We start from the raw sequence: 16,049 nt of genomic DNA on the forward strand, positions 1-16,049 counted from the left end.
GCAGACGATGCCTGGCTTTTGCCGCGCTGACGATACTGGGCCACCGCTATCGGAAAACCACGGAGAACAACAATGACCGAGCGTACAGACCGCGCTTGCAAGCCTCACGATGACCGTCGCCAGTGGGTACTCGTGGCGTTGCTCCTGGGCAGCCTCGCTGCCGGCCCAGGTCACGCGGCACCGGAGGACGTGGCGCGTCTTGGGGAAGAGCTGACCTGCGTCGGTGCCGACAAGCAGGGCAACGCGGATGGCAGCATCGGGCCGTATGTCGGCCAATGGCTGGGCGTGCCCCCGCATGTGGAGTTCAAGGGGACCGGCCATCATCCGGTCGATCCCTATCCGCAGGAAAAGCCGTTGTTCGTGATCACGGCGGCGAACCTCGCAGACCATGCGGACTACCTGTCCGACGGCCAGAAAGCGCTGTTCAAGCTGTACCCAGACACCTTCAAGATGCCTGTCTACCCGACGCACCGCGACTTCCGCTTTGCCGATTCGGTCTGCCAGGCCACCCGCGAGAACGCCAAGGTCGCCAAGTTGGTAGATGACGGCGAGGGGGTCGTCGGCAAGACGGGCGGGGTGCCTTTCCCGGTACCGCGCAGCGGCCTTGAGCTGCTGAAGAACGCGTCCACCTTCAGCCTGCGCGCCTGGACCGAGGAGTACATTTCCGACAACGCCTACGTGTTGAAGAACGGCAACGTCAACTGGGGTCGCGTGCATTCGCGCAACCTGGCCCCGGCGCTGCAACCGGGCAAGATCGGCGACACGGTGGGCAACTCCTCGTTCTACCTCAACGAAACCCTGCTGCCGCAGCGCGACAAGGGCGAGATCAACACCGGCACCGAGTTCTGGAATGACAAGACCGAGCCCCGCCAGAGCTGGCGCTATGACCCGGGCACGCGCCGCGTACGCCAGTCGCCGGGCTATGGCTTCGACATGGCATTCCCGGGTTCCGGGGGCTCGATCACCGTGGACGAGGTACGGCTGTTCAACGGCTCCGGGCAGCGCTACGACTGGAAGATCGTCGGCAAGCGGGAAATGTTCATCCCCTACAACACCTACCGCCTGCACCAGGGCAATCTCAAGTACGCCGATCTGCTCACCCCAGGGCACATCAACCCCGAAGCCATGCGTTACGAGCGTCACCGGGTGTGGGAGCTGGAAGGCACGCTCAAGCCGGGTTACCGCCACCTCTATGGCAAACGCAAGCTGTACATCGACGAGGACACCTGGTTCCCGATGCTCGCCGACAACTACGACACCCGCGGCGAGCTGTGGCGCACCTCGATGCTCAACTACTTCTACGCCTATGAAAGCCAGGTACCGCAAGCCGGGGTAGGGCTGTATCACGACCTCAACGCGGGCAGCTACCTGGCCTTCAACCTGATCAACGAGCAACGCAATGGCTACGTGCTCAACAAGGGGGGCTTCACCCCACGCGACTTTGGTCCGGAAGCTGCCCGCCGGGCGGGCCAATAGCGAACAGGCACCGGCCTAGTCCATTTGAAGGATGAGCAGCCCGATGGGCTGCTCGATCATGCCGGACATGGGTTTGCCGCGCATGCACCGCGCGACCCAGAGTTTCCACCCGAGGAAGAACAAGAACATGACGAAACTCGCACAATTGAGCATCGAAAGCACCCAGCGTACCCATCGCTATGCGCGCGGCTGGCACTGTCTCGGTGATGCCCATGACTACCGTGATGGCAAACTGCACACCCTGAATATCTTTGGCACGCGCCTGGTGGCGTTCGCCGACAGCCAGGGCAAGATCAGCATCCTCGATGCCTTTTGCCCGCACATGGGCGCGGACCTGTCCCAGGGAACCATCGAGAACGACACCGTGGTCTGTCCCTTCCACCACTGGAAGTACGACACCAGCGGCAAGTGCGTGGAGATCCCGTACTGCAAGCGAATACCGCCCAAGGCCAAGACCCGCAGCTGGTTGACCTGCGAGCAGAACAACCTGTTGTTTGTCTGGAACAACCCCGAGGGCCGGCCGCCCAAGGAGGGCGTGATCATCCCGCACCTCGAGGAGATGGACGACGATGAGTGGATCCATGAGTGGAACATCGACACCATGCTCATCGAGACGAACCCGCGCGAGCTGGTCGACAATCTGGTCGATGCCCAGCACTTCGGCCCCGTGCACGGCACCCCGACCAAGTATTTCGCCAACGTCTTCGAAGGCCATATCGGGCGGCAGATCTTCCATGGCGACTCGGAGCGCCTGGGTGGCGATCTGATCGCGCCCTCGGCCTACTACGGGCCGGCCACCCATTTCACGCACCTGAGCTCGATGTTCGGCGACGCCCGGGTTCACGCCATCCTGCTCAACAGTCACGTGCCGGTGACGCCCGACAGCTTCCAGCTGCGCTTTGGCTGCATGGTCAAGCGCGTCCCCGGCTGGAGCGAGGAGCAGAACCGCGAAGTGGCCCAGGCCTATGTGATGGGTAACCGGGCCTCGTTCTACCAGGATGTCGATATCTGGAAGCACAAGATCCGCATCGACAAGCCGGTGCTGGCGGAGAACGACGGCCCGGTGTACCAGCTGCGCGAATGGTACGAGCAGTTCTTCACCGATGAAGACATGGTGCCGGCGAGCATGGCCGAGCGTCGCGAGATCGTGACCGTCGACGAACGCTGAGTCGACGGGCAGGCCGGTTTCGACTCCCACCTGTCGAGGCCGGCATGCTCCTTTTGGTGGACCTCAGGAGTGCCGATAATGAAAACAAGAATCCGCCGCGCCTATTGTGTACCTGTTCTGACGTTGCTGATCGTGCTGTATACCTCGCTGTCGGCGGCATGGCCGGCCGCCGGGCAGTGCCCGTCATGTGCCGTGATGCCGAGCTTCCAGGGCCTGCAGGCGCTTCGTTGAGGCGGCGTCAGCGCCCGCGCTTGCGCGACACCTTCGCCTCGATGTTCTTGCGCCCGATCAGCAGGCTGGGCTTTTCGGTCACCGGCTCGTCGGCGAGCCACTTGTACATCACCAGGCAGTCCACCAGCCCCAGCCGGGCATGGCGGTAGGCGCGCGGCAAGCGCCCGACCGTCTCGAAGCCGAGCTTGTGCCACAGGGCCACGGCCACTTCATTGCTCGACACCACCGAATTGAACTGCATCGCCAGGAAGCCTTCCTGGCGCGCCAGCTTTTGCGAGTGCTCGCACATGAGCCTGGCCACTCCGCGCCCGCGCGCCGCTTCACAGACCATGTAGCCGCAATTGCTCACGTGCCCGCCAGGCCCGGCTGCGTTGGCCTTGAGGTAATAGGCGCCAAGCAGTTCGCCATCGGCCTCGGCCACGCGTGCGTGCAGGGGCATCCCCAGCCATAGCTGGCGCGCCTGCTCGATGCTCAGCGAGGGGTCAAGGGCATAGGTTTCGCGGGCCTGGACGATGGACTGGAAGGTTGGCCAGAAGCGCTCGAAGTCGGCGTCGGTCATGGGGCGGATGTGGATCATGGGGGCTCCCTGGTGCGTGAGCCCCGAAGTGTGAAAGCCTTGGGTGCAAGGCGCAACTGTTTCCCTGGGTTCAGGCCTTGTCCAGCGCATCCAGCGCGCGCGCGGAATAGACCAGCGCGGCGCCGGCGTTCATCGCCACGGCCACGCCCAGGGCTTCGGCGATCTCCTCGCGGGTGGCACCCTGCTTGAGCGCCTGCGCCGAATGCACGGCGATGCAGCCATCGCAGCGGGTGGTCACGGCCACGGCCAGCGAGATCAGTTCGCGGGTCTTGGCATTGAGGTGGTTGGTCTTGGCGCCTGCGCCGCTGGCGGTCATGTAGCCGGCGACCGTGTCGGGCGACAGTTGGCTGATGTCGCCAATGCCGGCCATCAACTGCTTACGGTAGGCGTCCCAATCGAGCATGCTCATTGTCTTCACCTTGTCGGGTTGTCAACAGGAGCTTTCAGGCTAGACCAGGATGAGCCGCCGACACATGCCGCTCGGTCAGATGTAGATGAACAGCAGCACCAGGGCCGCCACGAACAGCCACTTCTCCAGGTAATACCGCGCCCGGTTGCGCTTCTTCAGCGCCTTGCCGCGGGCGCGAATCCTGTAGAGGCGAGTGAACAGGCGGTTTATGCCGCCGGTCTTGTCATTGGCGTCGTTGGGTGCCGCGGCGGCCGCCATGACCTTGCGGCTGAACCAGCGGTTGAATGAAGAGGCCCAGCGGTACTTGAGCGGCCGCTCGATGTCGCAGAACAGGATGATGCGGTTGTGTTCGGTGGTATTGGCGGCGTAGTGGATGTAGGTTTCGTCGAAGACCACCCCCTCGCCATCGCGCCACGAATACTTCTGGCCATCCACGTCGATATAGCAGCCATCGTCGTTGGGCGTGTCGAGGCCCAGGTGGAAGCGGTAGGAGCCGGCATACGGATCGCGGTGACGCACCAGCTTCGCGCCGGGCGGCAGGGTAGCGAACATGGCCGCCTTGACGGTGCCGATACCCTGCAACAGCTCGGTGGTTCGAGGGCACAGCTTCATCGCCGAAGGATGGCTTTCGCCGTACCACTTCAGGTAGAAGCGCTTCCAGCCGCTCTTGAAGAACGAATTGAAACCTACATCGTCGAAATTGTCGGACTTCTTGATCTCGCCGACGTGCAGCAGGGCCTGGGCCTCGGCGCGGATCTCCTGCCAGTTGTCCTTGAGTGGCTGCAGCTCGGGGAATGCCTCCACGGGAAGGTAGGGCCTGGCCGGCAGCCGCGAGCAGAGGTAGAGCAAGGTATTGATCGGCGCCAGGAAGCTGGAGTGGTCGCCGAGTTGGCGCGTCAGCTTGTGGCGTACCCGGCCGCGCAGGTGCACGTAGGCGATCGAGAAGACGAAAAGGAGGACAAGTGCGATTTTCATGAGCGAATACTGGGTGAGTGCGGCGTTGCGCCGTGGCATTAGGCAGCCAGCATAAACAATCGCATCCGGGGTTTGTACTAAATGTTATGTCATTGATGTGAGACATTGGTGCTAGTCGCAAAGGTTTGCGGTGTACTTTGAAAAGGGAGCGAGGCCATGGCATTGCCGTCACGGGACAAGGGCGAACCCTTCAAGCGCCTGTTCTTCGCATTGGATTGCGCCGAATCCCAACGCAGGGCGATCGCCCAGTGGCGGCGTGACCTTGGCCTGCGCAATGGCAAGCCGGTACCGGCTGAAAACTTCCACCTGACCTTGCTGTTCCTGGGGGATGTCGAGACCGCGCAGGTGCCGGCGATCTGCGCAGCGGTCGATGGCCTCAAGCTGCCACCCGCGCCGCTGCGGCTGGTGCTGGACCAGCTACAGGCCTGGAAGCGCTCCGACGTGCTGGTGCTGGCGCCCGAGCAGACGCCGCCGGCCTTGCGCCAGCTGGTCTACGCGCTGCAGCAGGCATTGTTGCCGTTGGGCTTCATCGAGCAGGCGCGCGAGTTTCGCCCGCACCTGACCTTGTCGCGGGATTTTCGCGGCGAGGTGCCGGAGGCGGCAGTGGCGCCGGATTTCTTCCTGGCGGCGCGGCACTTCACTTTGTTCGAGTCGCGCAAGGGGCGTTACTGGCCGCTGGGGCAGTGGGTGTTGGGGGGGGGCGCTGAACTGTAGCTTATGACAATGGGTATGTTGCGGTCTGGGATTGCTGTGTGGGTCTTGGGATTTTGGGGCCGCTTTGCGGCCCTTTCGCGCGGTCCGGCGTCCCGGCACGAGGCCGTTCCTACACTGGCAAACTCTGGTAGGGCTGCTCTTCCCCGGGGCTGCGCTCGAACTGGCGCTTGTACTCGCGGCTGAACTGCGAGGTGCTCTGGTAGCCCACCCGGTGCGCTACCTGGGCGACGCCCAGGCCTTCGCCGATCAGCATCTGCTGGGCCTTGAGCAGGCGCAGGCGCTTGAGATACTGCATCGGCGCCATGTCCGTGCAGCGCTTGAAGTGCTCGTGAAACGTCGAGACGCTCATGTTGGCGCGGCTGGCGAGCCCATCCACGCCCAACGGTTCGGCATAGTGCTCGCGCAGGTGGGCGAGGGCGGCGCCGATGCGGGCAAAGTGGCCTTGCTGCTCCACCAGCGCCCGCAATACGCCTGCCTGGGGGCCGCGCAAGGCGGTATAGAGCACTTCGCGCACCCGGCCCGGGCCGAGAACCTGGGCATCAAGCGGATGTTGCAGGCATTGCAGCAGGCGCTCGACGCTGTCGCGCATGGCAGTATCCAGCGCGGCCGAGGTCATGGACTGAGGGGTCTGCGCCTGCACGGCCGGATCAGGTGGCAGGCCCATGCTCTGAACCAGCTCGCCGAGCACCGCCCGGTCGATGTCCACTGCGACCCCGAGCAGCGGCTCTTCGGGGGTGGCGAAGGTTTCGCACATGAACGGCACCGACAGCGCCTGCACCAGATAATGCCCAGCGCCGTATTCCAGCGTGCGCGGGCCCAGCCGCGCGAGCTTGCTGCCCTGGGCGAGGATCATCAGGCTGGGCTCGTAGATCTGCGGGCTGCTCGCCACATAGTGGCTCCACGACAACACCTGCACGCCGGGCAGGGCGGTGTCGACGAAGCCCTGGCGCGTGGCCAGAGGTTCGATGAGGGCGCAGAGGGCGGCGTTGGCATCGAGATGACGGGTCAGGTGCATGGCAGCTCTGGACAGAGAATCAGACAGTTGCATCATCGCAGACTTGCCGCCTGCTGGCAGCCGGCTCCGACAAGGTTCGGAGAATCAGGCATGACTGCCGGAGAATCCGCTGTGGGCCTGGATACGCCTCGCGCGCACAATGCGCCGCCTCGATTATTCACGCCTTGCGAGGTTCTGCATGTACACAGCCATCGGTTACGCCGCCCAGTCGCCCACCGCCCCCCTGGCGCCCATGACCTTCGAGCGCCGCAGCCCGCGTGCCGACGACGTCGCCATCGACATCCTCTACTGCGGCGTCTGCCACTCCGACATCCACCAGGCGCGCAACGAGTGGGGCATCGCGGTCTACCCGCTGATGCCGGGTCACGAGATCGTCGGCCGGGTAACCGCGGTCGGTTCCAGCGTCAGCCAGTATCAGGTCGGTGACCTGGTCGGCGTCGGCTGCATGGTCGACTCCTGCCGCCACTGCGAGGCCTGCGCCGCAGACCTGGAGCAGTACTGCCTCGAAGGCCCGACCATGACCTACGCCACCCCTGACCGGGTCGACGGCAGCAACACCATGGGCGGTTACTCGAGCAGCATCGTGGTCAGCGAGCATTTCGTGGTGCGCATTCCTGCCGCCCTCGACCTGCCAAGCGCCGCGCCGATCCTCTGCGCCGGCATCACCACCTACTCGCCGCTCAAGCACTACGGCGTCAAGCCGGGCCACAAGGTCGGCATCCTCGGCATGGGCGGCCTGGGTCACATGGGCATCAAGTTCGCCAAGGCCATGGGCGCTGAAGTGACCCTGTTCACCCGCTCCCAGGCCAAGGCCGAGGAAGCCCTCCGCCAAGGCGCTGACCATGTGATCGTGTCCACCGATGCGTCGCAGATGCGTGATGCGGCCGGTCGTTTCGACTTCCTGCTCGACACCATCCCGGTCCAGCATGACCTGAACCCGTACCTGGAAACCCTCAAGTTCGACGGCGTGCACATTCTCGTCGGCCTGATCGAACCGGTCGACCCGGCCCTGCATGCCGCCAACCTGGTAATGAAGCGCCGCGTCCTGGCAGGCTCGCTGATCGGTGGCATCGCCGAAACCCAGGAAGTGCTGGATTTCTGCGCCGAGCATGGCATCACCTGCGACATCGAGATGCTCGACATCCGTAACATCAACGAAGCCTACACCCGCATGATCGCAGGTGATGTGAAGTACCGTTTCGTGATCGACATGGCGACGCTGAAGGCCTGAGCCATACGCTCCAGCTGAAGGCTGAGGTTGTGAGGCGGGAGGGGGGCGCGTAACATGCCGGCCATCCTTCCAATAATCAACCGACGCTCGCCTGCCCTGTCTCCGGACGTGGCGGCGAGCGTTTGCCTGTCCTGTTTCCGGAGTCTCCAGCGCAAACCATGAACAGTTCCACACCCGCCCACGCCGGAAGCTGGCTGAGCGTCATCGCCCTGGCTCTCGCCGCGTTCATCTTCAATACCACCGAGTTCGTCCCGGTGGCCTTGCTCAGCGACATCGGCCGCAGCTTTGACATGACCACGGCCCAGGTCGGGCTGATGCTGACCATCTATGCCTGGGTGGTGGCGCTGGCCTCGCTGCCGATGATGCTGCTCACCCGCAACATGGAGCGCCGGCGCCTGCTGATGCTGGTGTTCGGGGTGTTCATCGTCAGTCACCTGCTGTCGTGGCTGGCGCAGAGTTTCGCCATGCTGCTGGTCAGCCGTATCGGCATCGCCTTGTCCCATGCGGTGTTCTGGGCCATCACGGCCTCGCTTGCCGTGCGCGTGGCGCCGGCGGGCCAGCAGTCGAAAGCGCTTGGCCTGCTGGCCACCGGCACTACGCTGGCCATGGTCCTGGGCATTCCCCTGGGGCGTGTGGTGGGCGAAGCGTTGGGCTGGCGGGTGACCTTCCTGTGCATCTCGGGCGTAGCGCTGGCGACCATGCTTTGCCTGCTCAAGTCGCTGCCCCTGCTGCCAAGCCAGAATTCGGGATCGCTTCGCAGCCTGCCGATGCTGTTCAAGCGGCCGGCGCTGGTGACCGTGTATGTGCTGGTGGCGCTGGTGATTACCGCGCAGTTCACCGCCTACAGCTACGTCGAGCCGTTCGCGCTGCATGTCGCGCACATCAGTGGCGACCGCATCACGCTGTTGCTGTTGCTGTTCGGCGGCGCCGGGCTGGTGGGTTCGGTGCTGTTCAGCCGCTACAGCGACCGCTTCCCGCAGGGCTTCCTGATCGGTTCGATCGCCGGGCTGGCGGCGTGCCTGCTGTTGCTGCTGCCGCTATCGGCAAGCTTCTTCAGCCTGGCAACCGTCAGCGTGTTCTGGGGCATTTCCATCCTGAGCTTCAGCCTGGCGTTGCAGTCGCGCACCCTCAAGCTCGCGAACGATGCCACGGACGTGGCCATGGCGCTGTTCTCGGGCATCTACAACATCGGCATCGGTGGTGGCGCGCTGCTGGGCAGCATCGTCAGCAGCCAGATCGGCGTTGCCAATATCGGACTGGTAGGCGGCGCACTGGCGGTAGGCGGGTTGCTGCTGTGCCTGAGCGCCAGGCGCCGCTTCGCAGGGGCGGCGCAGGAGGGCTGAACCCTCTCGCCCCTCGGTTCAAAGCACCATTGCCATCCACGCGGATGCCAGCAGCAGCATGGCCAGCACCTGATTGAACCGCCGCAATCGCTGCGGCGACTGCAACCAGCGGGCGCTGCCGACTCCCAGCAGCGCCCAGGCGGTCATGCAAGGCAAGGCCATCAGCAGAAAGATCAGCGACAGCTGCAGTACTCGGGTGCTGCTGTCCGAATGACCTGCGAACACGCCGATCACCGCGACCGCCATCAACCAGACCTTCGGGTTGACCACCTGCAGCAGGGCAGCGCCCACGGCGCCCAGGTTTCGCTGCCGTGCCGCCTGCAGGGGCTCGCCCGCAACCCGCCACAGTTGCCAGGCCAGCCAGCTGAGCCAGAGCACGCCCAGCCAGCTCATCACCTGTTGCACCCGCGGGTAGCGCAGCAGCACTTCGCCGAGCCCCAGCCCGACCATGAGTACGATGGCGGCGGCGGCCAGGCATGCGGCGAGCACCAGCGGCAAGGTGGCACGCAGGCCGAAGCGCGCGCCATGGCCGAGGACCAGCAGGTTGGTCGGCCCCGGCGTGAGCGAGGCGACCAGGGCGAAGAGGGTAAAGGGCAGGAGATTGGGCAACATGACAGGCTGGCTCAAGGGAATGAGCCTGCCATGTTGAAGTCGGCTTCACGCTCAGTCTGGAAGCTTTGAGCAGCGGCGGCGGTAGTCGGCCGGGGTCAGCTGATAGGCGCGGCGAAACCAGCGGCCCAAGTGGCTCTGATCAGCGAAGCCAAGCGCCGTGGCGACCTGGGCCGGGCTCTCGCCGCGTGCCAGCCGCTGGCGCGCATGGGCCAGGCGCAGCTGGATGAGGTACGCGTGCGGCGCCAGGCCGAAGGCGCTCTTGAACGCACGGCTCAGGCGAAAACGATCGACTCCGCAGGCGTCTGCCAGTTCGTCCAGGCCGATATCCCGATCGAGATGCGCGTGCAGGTAATCGCGGGCCACCTGCGCGACCCTTGGCAGTCGCGGGTCGGGGTTCAGGCGTTTGCGCCAGTGCAGGTGCTGGGTGAGTGTGACGAGCAGCGCGTCCAGGGCCGCCTGGCGGACCATGCGCGGCTCTTTCCCGTGCAGTGCCTGGAATGCGTTGAACGTGGCGGCTGCCAGTTGCCCATCGCGCAGCAGGGTGGCGCCGAAGCTGGGCAGGGCATCGGTCGGCGCCTGCTCGAACAACGCGCGCACCTCCCGCTCCAGCCAGTTCGGGTCGAGGTAGAGCATCGAGTAGGTGAAGCCGTCCTCGGTCGGCGCCCGGCCGTCGTGGAGTTCGCCCGGCTCGAGCATGAACACCTGGCCTGGGGTGCTGTTGTGCCGTTCGCGCCGACAGTTGAATTGCTGGACGCCCTGTTCCGTGATTCCGATCAGGTAGCTGTCGTGCCAGTGTGGATCGTACGCGTGCCCGGTGAAATGCGCGCGCAGCGACTCGATGCCGGTGTCGGCGTCCTGGCTGAGGTCGATCCAGTTGCGCGAAGGCACGGTCGGGGCTCCGGGTGCGTGGGGGGTGAGAGGATACCGCGCCAGGAACCAGGAGATTTAGAACATTTGAGCAGCGTCATGGGTTGGCTGTGGGATCGACTGGTCTGTGATCGCGTCCCGTCAGCGGCGCCAGCGCCAGATGACATAGCCGTAGACGCCCAGGTTGAACAGCAGCACGAATGCGCCCAGCAGCACCTGGATCTGCGGCGTAAGGCCGGCCGGGTAGATCAGCGGCCATATGTAGTGGTCGACGAACCCGCCCTGATAGCCCGCCTGGCCCGCGGCCAGGCGGGTGCGGTTTTCCCAGTCGGTCAGCGGGCAATCCAGGTGCAGGCACTCCACCGCCATTCCCCAGGCCAGGGCGGGAAGATGGACGAACACCGCACCGCGCCATCTGAGTACCAGCAGGCCGCCGAACAGCACCAGCAGGATGAAGGCCAGGTGCAGGAGCACAAGCGCGTCGGCGGTGAGGCGGATCAGCATCGTGGGCTCCTCGCAGTAGGCGAAATCCTTACCAACGATTAAACTCCACTACTTTGCCGGTCGCTTCCTGAACCGGCACCAGGAGCAAGAGAACCGAGATGGGCGCACAGTGGAAAGCCAAGCATAGAGAAGCCGCAGCCAATGCCAAGGGCAAGATCATGGGCAAGCTGGCCAAGGAAATTCAGATCGCCGCCAAATCCGGCGCCGATCCTGACATGAACCCGCGCCTGCGCCTGGCCGTGGAGCAGGCCAAGAAGGCCTCGATGACCCGCGAGACCCTGGAGCGTGCGATCCGCAAGGGCGCCGGCCTGGACGGCGACCAGGTGCAATACACCGCCGTGACCTACGAAGGTTTCGCGCCGCACCAGGTGCCATTGATCGTCGAATGCCTCACCGACAACGTCAACCGCACCGTCGCGCAGATCCGCGTGCTGTTCCGCAAGGGCCAGCTGGGTGCCAGCGGTTCGGTGGCCTGGGACTTCAACCATGTAGGCCTGATCGAGGCTAGCCCTGAAGCCGCCGATGCCGATCCTGAGCTGGCCGCCATCGAGGCCGGCGCCCAGGACTTCGAGGCGGGCGAAGAAGAGGGTTCGACGCTGTTCATCACCGAAACCACCGACCTGGATGCCGTGCAGAAGGCACTGCCTGAATTCGGCTTCAAGGTCAGCGCGGCGAAGATCGGCTACACCCCGAAGAACCCGGTCAGCGCGGGCAGCCTGACGGCCGAGCAGTTGGCGGAAGTCGAAGAGTTCCTGGGCAATATCGACGACAACGATGATGTGCAGAACGTCTACGTCGGCCTGTCTGACTGAGTAGAATCACCTTGGGGGGCGGCTGTCTTGCACCCAGGTCATCGTAGGAGCCAGCCATATTGGCTCCTACATGGATCTGCGGTGATCCCACAGGATCAATGCGCGCCGGCGGCCTTGCTGAGGTCGCTTTCGGCCCATTCGGTATACACGCAGGCATCCGCCGTTGCCCAGCGCACCTTCACGGTATCGCCCGGCTGCATCGGCATCCCCGCCGCCGACAGCGCCTTGACCGTCATCTCGGTCCCTCCAGCCGTCATCACGTGGCAGGTCTGGCTTTCACCCAGGAACAACACCTCGCCAACCTTGGCCGACACTTCGTTCCAGCCGGCCGGCAGCGGTTCGCGCGCGGCTTGCTCGACGCTCAGGGCCAAGGCTTTCTCGGGTCGTACCATCAGCAGCACGTCCTGTTGCGCCGCCAGGCCCGGGGTCAGGCGGATCGACACCGGCTGGCCTTCGAAGCTGGCCGCACCGTTGCTGTTGGCCTTGATGCGCAGGAAGTTGGAGTTGCCCAGGAACGAGGCGACGAAGGCATTGGGCGGACTCTGGTAGAGGTCATAGCCACTGCCCAGGCCGACGATCTTGCCATGGCTGAAGATGGCGATGCGCTGGGACAGGCGCATGGCTTCTTCCTGGTCATGGGTCACGTAGACGATGGTGATGCCCAGTCGACGGTGCAGCAGGCGCAGCTCGTCCTGGAGGTCCTCGCGCAGCTTCTTGTCCAGGGCGCCGAGCGGTTCGTCCATCAGCAGAATGCGTGGTTCATAGACCAGCGCGCGGGCGATCGCCACGCGTTGCTGTTGCCCCCCGGACATCTGCGAGGGCTTGCGGTGGGCGAACTTCTCCAGCTGCACCAGCTTGAGCATGGCGTCCACGCGCTTGTTGATCTCGGCGGAGGCCAGTTTGCGAATGGCCAGGGGAAACGCAATGTTGTCGCGCACGTTGAGGTGCGGGAACAAGGAATAGCGCTGGAACACCATGCCGATGTCGCGCTTGTGCGGTGGCACGTTCACCAGCGACTGGCCCTCGACCAGGATCTCGCCGCTGCTCGGGGTCTCGAAGCCGGCCAGCATCGACAGGGTGGTCGACTTGCCCGAGCCGCTGGAGCCTAGAAAGGTCAGGAACTCGCCGTCCTGGATCTCCAGGTCGAGATTGTCCACGGCGGTAAAGTCGCCGTAGTGCTTGTTCAGGCCGCGCAGGCTGACCAGGGTCTTGTTGTGCGCGCTGTCTTTGATCATTGCACTCATTGTTGTTCTCTCCGCGCGCTCAGGCGTTGACTTCGGTGCGCCGGCGCAAGGCGGCGGCAATAACCATGACAAGAAGCGACAGGCCGATCAGCAGCGTCGAGGCGACGGCAATGACCGGGCTAAGGTCCTGGCGCAGGGTGGTCCACATCTTCACCGGCAGGGTCTGCAGTTCGGGGCTCGCCATCATCACGCTGAGCACCACTTCGTCCCACGAGACGAGAAAGGCGAACAGGCCGCCGGCAATCATCCCCGGGCGAATGGCGGGGAACGTCACCTTGAAGATCGCCTGCAGGCGAGAGGCACCACAGATCACCGCGGCATCCTCGATCGACTGGTCGAACAGCTTGAGCGAGTTGATGATCGAGATGATGGTGAAGGGCAGGGCGACGATCACGTGGCTGACCACGAAGGCGAACAGCGTGCCGGTGTAGCCAAGCTTGAGGAACAGCGCGTACACCGCGACGGCAATGATCACCAGCGGCACGATCATTGGCATGGTGAACAGGCCGTAGAGCATCTCGCGGCCCGGGAAGCGCCCGCGCACCAGCGCGAATGCAGTGGGCAGGCCCAGTAGCACGGCGGCGACGGTGGTGAGCACGGCGACCTTGAGGCTGGCCAGGGCGGCATCCATCCACTCGGGGTTGGAGAAGAACTGGCCGTACCACTTGAAGGTCCAGCCCGGCGGCGGGAATACCAGCCACTGCGAGGAACCGAACGACAGCAACACGATGAACACCACGGGCAGCAGCAGGAAGGCGGCGATGATCCCGGTGGTCACGTACAGGCCCGTACGCAGCGGGCGACCCATGGCATTGGGTGAAAGGAGCATGGCGGATTACCTCGCGTTGCCGACCGGGGATTCCGGCTGCAGCTTCAGGTACAGGTAGAAGAGCACCAGGGTGATCACCACCAGCAGTGCGGCGGCGGCGCTGGCCAGGCCCCAGTTGAGGAACGACTGCACCTGCTGGATGATGAACTCGGGCAGCATCATGTTCTGCGCGCCACCGAGCAGCGCCGGGGTCACGTAGTAGCCGAGCGACATCACGAACACCATCAGCGCCCCGGAGAACAGCCCCGAGCGGCACAGCGGCAGGAACACCTTCCAGAAGTTGGTCCAGGGGCTGGCGCCGCAGATGGAACCGGCCTGCAGCACCATCGGGTCGATGGCGTGCATGGTCGCCTGCAGCGGCAGCACGATGAACGGGATCATGATGTAGCTCATGCCGATCACTACGCCGGTCAGGTTGTGCACCATTTCCAGCGGGGTATCGATGATCCCCATTGCCATCAACGCCTTGTTGATCACGCCCGAGCTCTGCAGCAGCACCAGCCAGGAGTAGGTGCGGGCCAGCAGGCTGGTCCACATCGACAACAGCACGATGTTCAACAGCCAGCGTCCCCAGCCGTTGGGCACGAGGGTAATCGCCCAGGCCAGCGGGAAACCCAGAAGCACGCTGATCAGGGTTACCACACCGGCCACCGAGAAGGTGTTGAACAGCACGCGGGCATAGGCCGAGTTGGCGAACAACTGCTCGTAGTTGCCCAGGCCGGGCACGGGCTCCAGCACTCCGCGCAGCAGCAGGCCGATCAGCGGGGCGAAGAAGAACAAGCCAAGAAACAGCAGGGCCGGCAGCAGGTTGCGGCTACCTTTCCAGCGTTGGCTCATGCTGACGCGGCGTGGGGCCGTTCCCGGTGCGCCGGCGCCCGTGGGGGCACCTTGCGCGTTTTGCAGGGCGTTGATGGCGACTTTCATTTGACCAGCCACTCATTCCAGCGCGCGGCGATGGCCTGGCCGTTCTTCGCCCAGTAGGCGAAGTCCAGGGTCACCTGGTCCTGGGCGTAGGCGGTCGGCAGGTTGGCGGCAAGGTCGGACTTGAGCTTCGGCACGCTGTCCAGGTTGACCGGCGCGTAGGCCGTGAGGTTGGCGAACTCGGCCTGGCCTTCGGGGCTGCTGGCGTTGGCCAGGAACTTCATGGCCGCATCCTTGTTCTTGGCGCCCTTGGGGATGACCAGGAAATCAGCCATGACCAGGTTCTGCTTCCAGCTCACGCCGACCGGCGCACCATCCTGCTGCAGGGCGTACACCCGGCCGTTCCAGAATTGACCCAGCGACGCTTCACCTGAGGCCAGCAGCTGCTGCGACTGCGCACCGCCGCCCCACCAGACGATGTCTTTCTTGATGGTGTCGAGTTTCTTGAAGGCTCGGTCCAGGTCCAGCGGGTAGAGCTTGTCGGCGGCTACGCCGTCAGCCAGCAACGCCAGTTCCAGCACGCCAGGGCTTGGCCATTTGTAGAGCGCGCGCTTGCCAGGGTAGGTCTTGGTGTCGAACAGCGCCGACCAGTCGACGGGCTTGTTGGCACCGAGCTTGCCTTCGTTGTAACCGAGGACAAAGGAGAAGAAGAACGAGCCGACGCCATGGTCGGACACGAAGCGCGGGTCGATTCGGTCGCGCTTGATGGTGTTGAAGTCCAGCGGTTCGAGCAGGCCTTCGGCGGCGGCGCGCAGGGCAAAGTCGGCTTCGACGTCGACCACGTCCCACTGCACGTTGCCGCTCTCGACCATGGCCTTGAGCTTGCCGTAGTCGGTCGGACCGTCCTGCACGACCTTGATCTTGCTGCTGTCGGTGAACGGCTCGGCCCATGCCTGCTTCTGGGCGTCCTGGGTGGAGCCACCCCAGCTGACGAAGTTAAGGCTGTCGGCGGCCAGTGCGGCCTGGCACGACAGGGTCAGCAGGCTGGCGGACAGCACTGCGCTTACACGTTTGCTCAACAGCATGGTTACGCCCTCGTTACTTTTGTTATTCGAGGCGGGTGTCTGTCACCCGCCATGTGTTCGGGGAGCAGCTTTTACAAAGTGTCTGGTGGCCGTTGT

The 16,049-nt window shown here is 64.4% G+C and carries 18 protein-coding genes; 7 read left to right on the plus strand and 11 right to left on the minus strand.

The window, feature by feature from the left end:
* The first annotated feature begins 72 nt into the window (after positions 1-72).
* From AC0ZZU_RS15890 to AC0ZZU_RS15900, 3 genes are all read left to right on the plus strand, one after another.
* Positions 73-1,476: a DUF1329 domain-containing protein gene (locus AC0ZZU_RS15890; RefSeq protein WP_476341965.1), complete on the plus strand. Its 1,404-nt coding sequence runs from the start codon at positions 73-75 to the stop codon at positions 1,474-1,476.
* A 127-nt stretch (positions 1,477-1,603) separates the two neighbouring features.
* Positions 1,604-2,644 (plus strand): 3-ketosteroid-9-alpha-monooxygenase, oxygenase component, encoded by a 1,041-nt coding sequence (locus AC0ZZU_RS15895; RefSeq protein WP_476341967.1) that lies wholly within the window; start codon positions 1,604-1,606, stop codon positions 2,642-2,644.
* A gap of 78 nt (positions 2,645-2,722) precedes the next feature.
* Entirely contained in the window at positions 2,723-2,875 is a 153-nt protein-coding gene (locus tag AC0ZZU_RS15900; RefSeq protein WP_476341969.1) for a hypothetical protein, read from the plus strand.
* Between the two features lie 7 nt (positions 2,876-2,882).
* On the opposite strand, the gene AC0ZZU_RS15905 is transcribed toward AC0ZZU_RS15900, so the two are convergent.
* The 3 genes from AC0ZZU_RS15905 to lpxO all read right to left on the minus strand — a co-directional run bounded on the left by AC0ZZU_RS15905 (position 2,883) and on the right by lpxO (position 4,836).
* Positions 2,883-3,452 carry an N-acetyltransferase family protein gene (locus AC0ZZU_RS15905; RefSeq protein ID WP_476341971.1) on the minus strand — a complete coding sequence of 190 codons (570 nt, stop codon included), beginning with the start codon at positions 3,450-3,452 and terminating at the stop codon, positions 2,883-2,885.
* A gap of 70 nt (positions 3,453-3,522) precedes the next feature.
* Positions 3,523-3,861: a carboxymuconolactone decarboxylase family protein gene (locus tag AC0ZZU_RS15910; RefSeq protein ID WP_476341972.1), complete on the minus strand. Its 339-nt coding sequence runs from the start codon at positions 3,859-3,861 to the stop codon at positions 3,523-3,525.
* Positions 3,862-3,936: 75 nt separating this feature from the next.
* A complete protein-coding gene (lpxO, locus tag AC0ZZU_RS15915; RefSeq protein ID WP_476341973.1) occupies positions 3,937-4,836 on the minus strand; it encodes a lipid A hydroxylase LpxO in 900 nt (299 codons plus the stop codon).
* A 156-nt stretch (positions 4,837-4,992) separates the two neighbouring features.
* Here lpxO and thpR point away from each other — a divergent pair, with 156 nt between their 5' ends.
* On the plus strand, positions 4,993-5,550 hold the full coding sequence (thpR, locus tag AC0ZZU_RS15920) for an RNA 2',3'-cyclic phosphodiesterase (RefSeq protein WP_476341975.1): 558 nt from the start codon (positions 4,993-4,995) through the stop codon (positions 5,548-5,550).
* A 109-nt stretch (positions 5,551-5,659) separates the two neighbouring features.
* Here thpR and AC0ZZU_RS15925 read toward each other — a convergent pair whose 3' ends face one another.
* Positions 5,660-6,565: an AraC family transcriptional regulator gene (locus tag AC0ZZU_RS15925; RefSeq protein ID WP_476341977.1), complete on the minus strand. Its 906-nt coding sequence runs from the start codon at positions 6,563-6,565 to the stop codon at positions 5,660-5,662.
* Between the two features lie 178 nt (positions 6,566-6,743).
* On the opposite strand from AC0ZZU_RS15925, the gene AC0ZZU_RS15930 reads away from it, so the two are divergent.
* Positions 6,744-7,796: an NAD(P)-dependent alcohol dehydrogenase gene (locus AC0ZZU_RS15930; RefSeq protein ID WP_476341978.1), complete on the plus strand. Its 1,053-nt coding sequence runs from the start codon at positions 6,744-6,746 to the stop codon at positions 7,794-7,796.
* Positions 7,797-7,954: 158 nt separating this feature from the next.
* The gene (locus tag AC0ZZU_RS15935; RefSeq protein WP_476341980.1) at positions 7,955-9,139 is read left to right on the plus strand and encodes a sugar transporter; all 1,185 of its coding nucleotides are present in this window, start codon (positions 7,955-7,957) and stop codon (positions 9,137-9,139) included.
* A gap of 18 nt (positions 9,140-9,157) precedes the next feature.
* Here the strand turns inward: AC0ZZU_RS15935 and AC0ZZU_RS15940 are convergent, their stop codons facing one another.
* The 3 genes from AC0ZZU_RS15940 to AC0ZZU_RS15950 all read right to left on the minus strand — a co-directional run bounded on the left by AC0ZZU_RS15940 (position 9,158) and on the right by AC0ZZU_RS15950 (position 11,122).
* A complete protein-coding gene (locus tag AC0ZZU_RS15940) occupies positions 9,158-9,751 on the minus strand; it encodes a LysE family translocator (RefSeq protein WP_476341981.1) in 594 nt (197 codons plus the stop codon).
* 51 nt (positions 9,752-9,802) lie between these two features.
* A complete protein-coding gene (locus AC0ZZU_RS15945) occupies positions 9,803-10,639 on the minus strand; it encodes an AraC family ligand binding domain-containing protein (RefSeq protein ID WP_476341982.1) in 837 nt (278 codons plus the stop codon).
* Positions 10,640-10,759: 120 nt separating this feature from the next.
* Entirely contained in the window at positions 10,760-11,122 is a 363-nt protein-coding gene (locus AC0ZZU_RS15950; protein ID WP_476341983.1) for a DUF2784 domain-containing protein, read from the minus strand.
* A 98-nt stretch (positions 11,123-11,220) separates the two neighbouring features.
* Between AC0ZZU_RS15950 and AC0ZZU_RS15955 the strand changes: the two genes are divergently transcribed.
* Complete coding sequence (locus AC0ZZU_RS15955; protein ID WP_476341984.1) at positions 11,221-11,934, plus strand: YebC/PmpR family DNA-binding transcriptional regulator; 714 nt, start codon at positions 11,221-11,223, stop codon at positions 11,932-11,934.
* Between the two features lie 95 nt (positions 11,935-12,029).
* On the opposite strand, the gene AC0ZZU_RS15960 is transcribed toward AC0ZZU_RS15955, so the two are convergent.
* Genes AC0ZZU_RS15960 through AC0ZZU_RS15975 form a run of 4 tightly spaced genes read right to left on the minus strand, consistent with a single transcriptional unit; the run spans position 12,030 to position 15,953 of the window.
* Positions 12,030-13,178 carry an ABC transporter ATP-binding protein gene (locus AC0ZZU_RS15960; protein WP_476341985.1) on the minus strand — a complete coding sequence of 383 codons (1,149 nt, stop codon included), beginning with the start codon at positions 13,176-13,178 and terminating at the stop codon, positions 12,030-12,032.
* 19 nt (positions 13,179-13,197) lie between these two features.
* The gene (locus AC0ZZU_RS15965; protein WP_476341986.1) at positions 13,198-14,007 is read right to left on the minus strand and encodes an ABC transporter permease; all 810 of its coding nucleotides are present in this window, start codon (positions 14,005-14,007) and stop codon (positions 13,198-13,200) included.
* A 6-nt stretch (positions 14,008-14,013) separates the two neighbouring features.
* Complete coding sequence (locus AC0ZZU_RS15970) at positions 14,014-14,931, minus strand: ABC transporter permease (protein WP_476341987.1); 918 nt, start codon at positions 14,929-14,931, stop codon at positions 14,014-14,016.
* Positions 14,928-15,953, minus strand: a complete 1,026-nt coding sequence (locus tag AC0ZZU_RS15975) for a polyamine ABC transporter substrate-binding protein (protein WP_158458410.1) — start codon at positions 15,951-15,953, stop codon at positions 14,928-14,930. The genes AC0ZZU_RS15970 and AC0ZZU_RS15975 overlap by 4 nt, the downstream gene beginning before the upstream one ends.
* Positions 15,954-16,049: the final 96 nt, after the last annotated feature.

Source organism: Pseudomonas sp. JE3303, assembly GCF_056312565.1.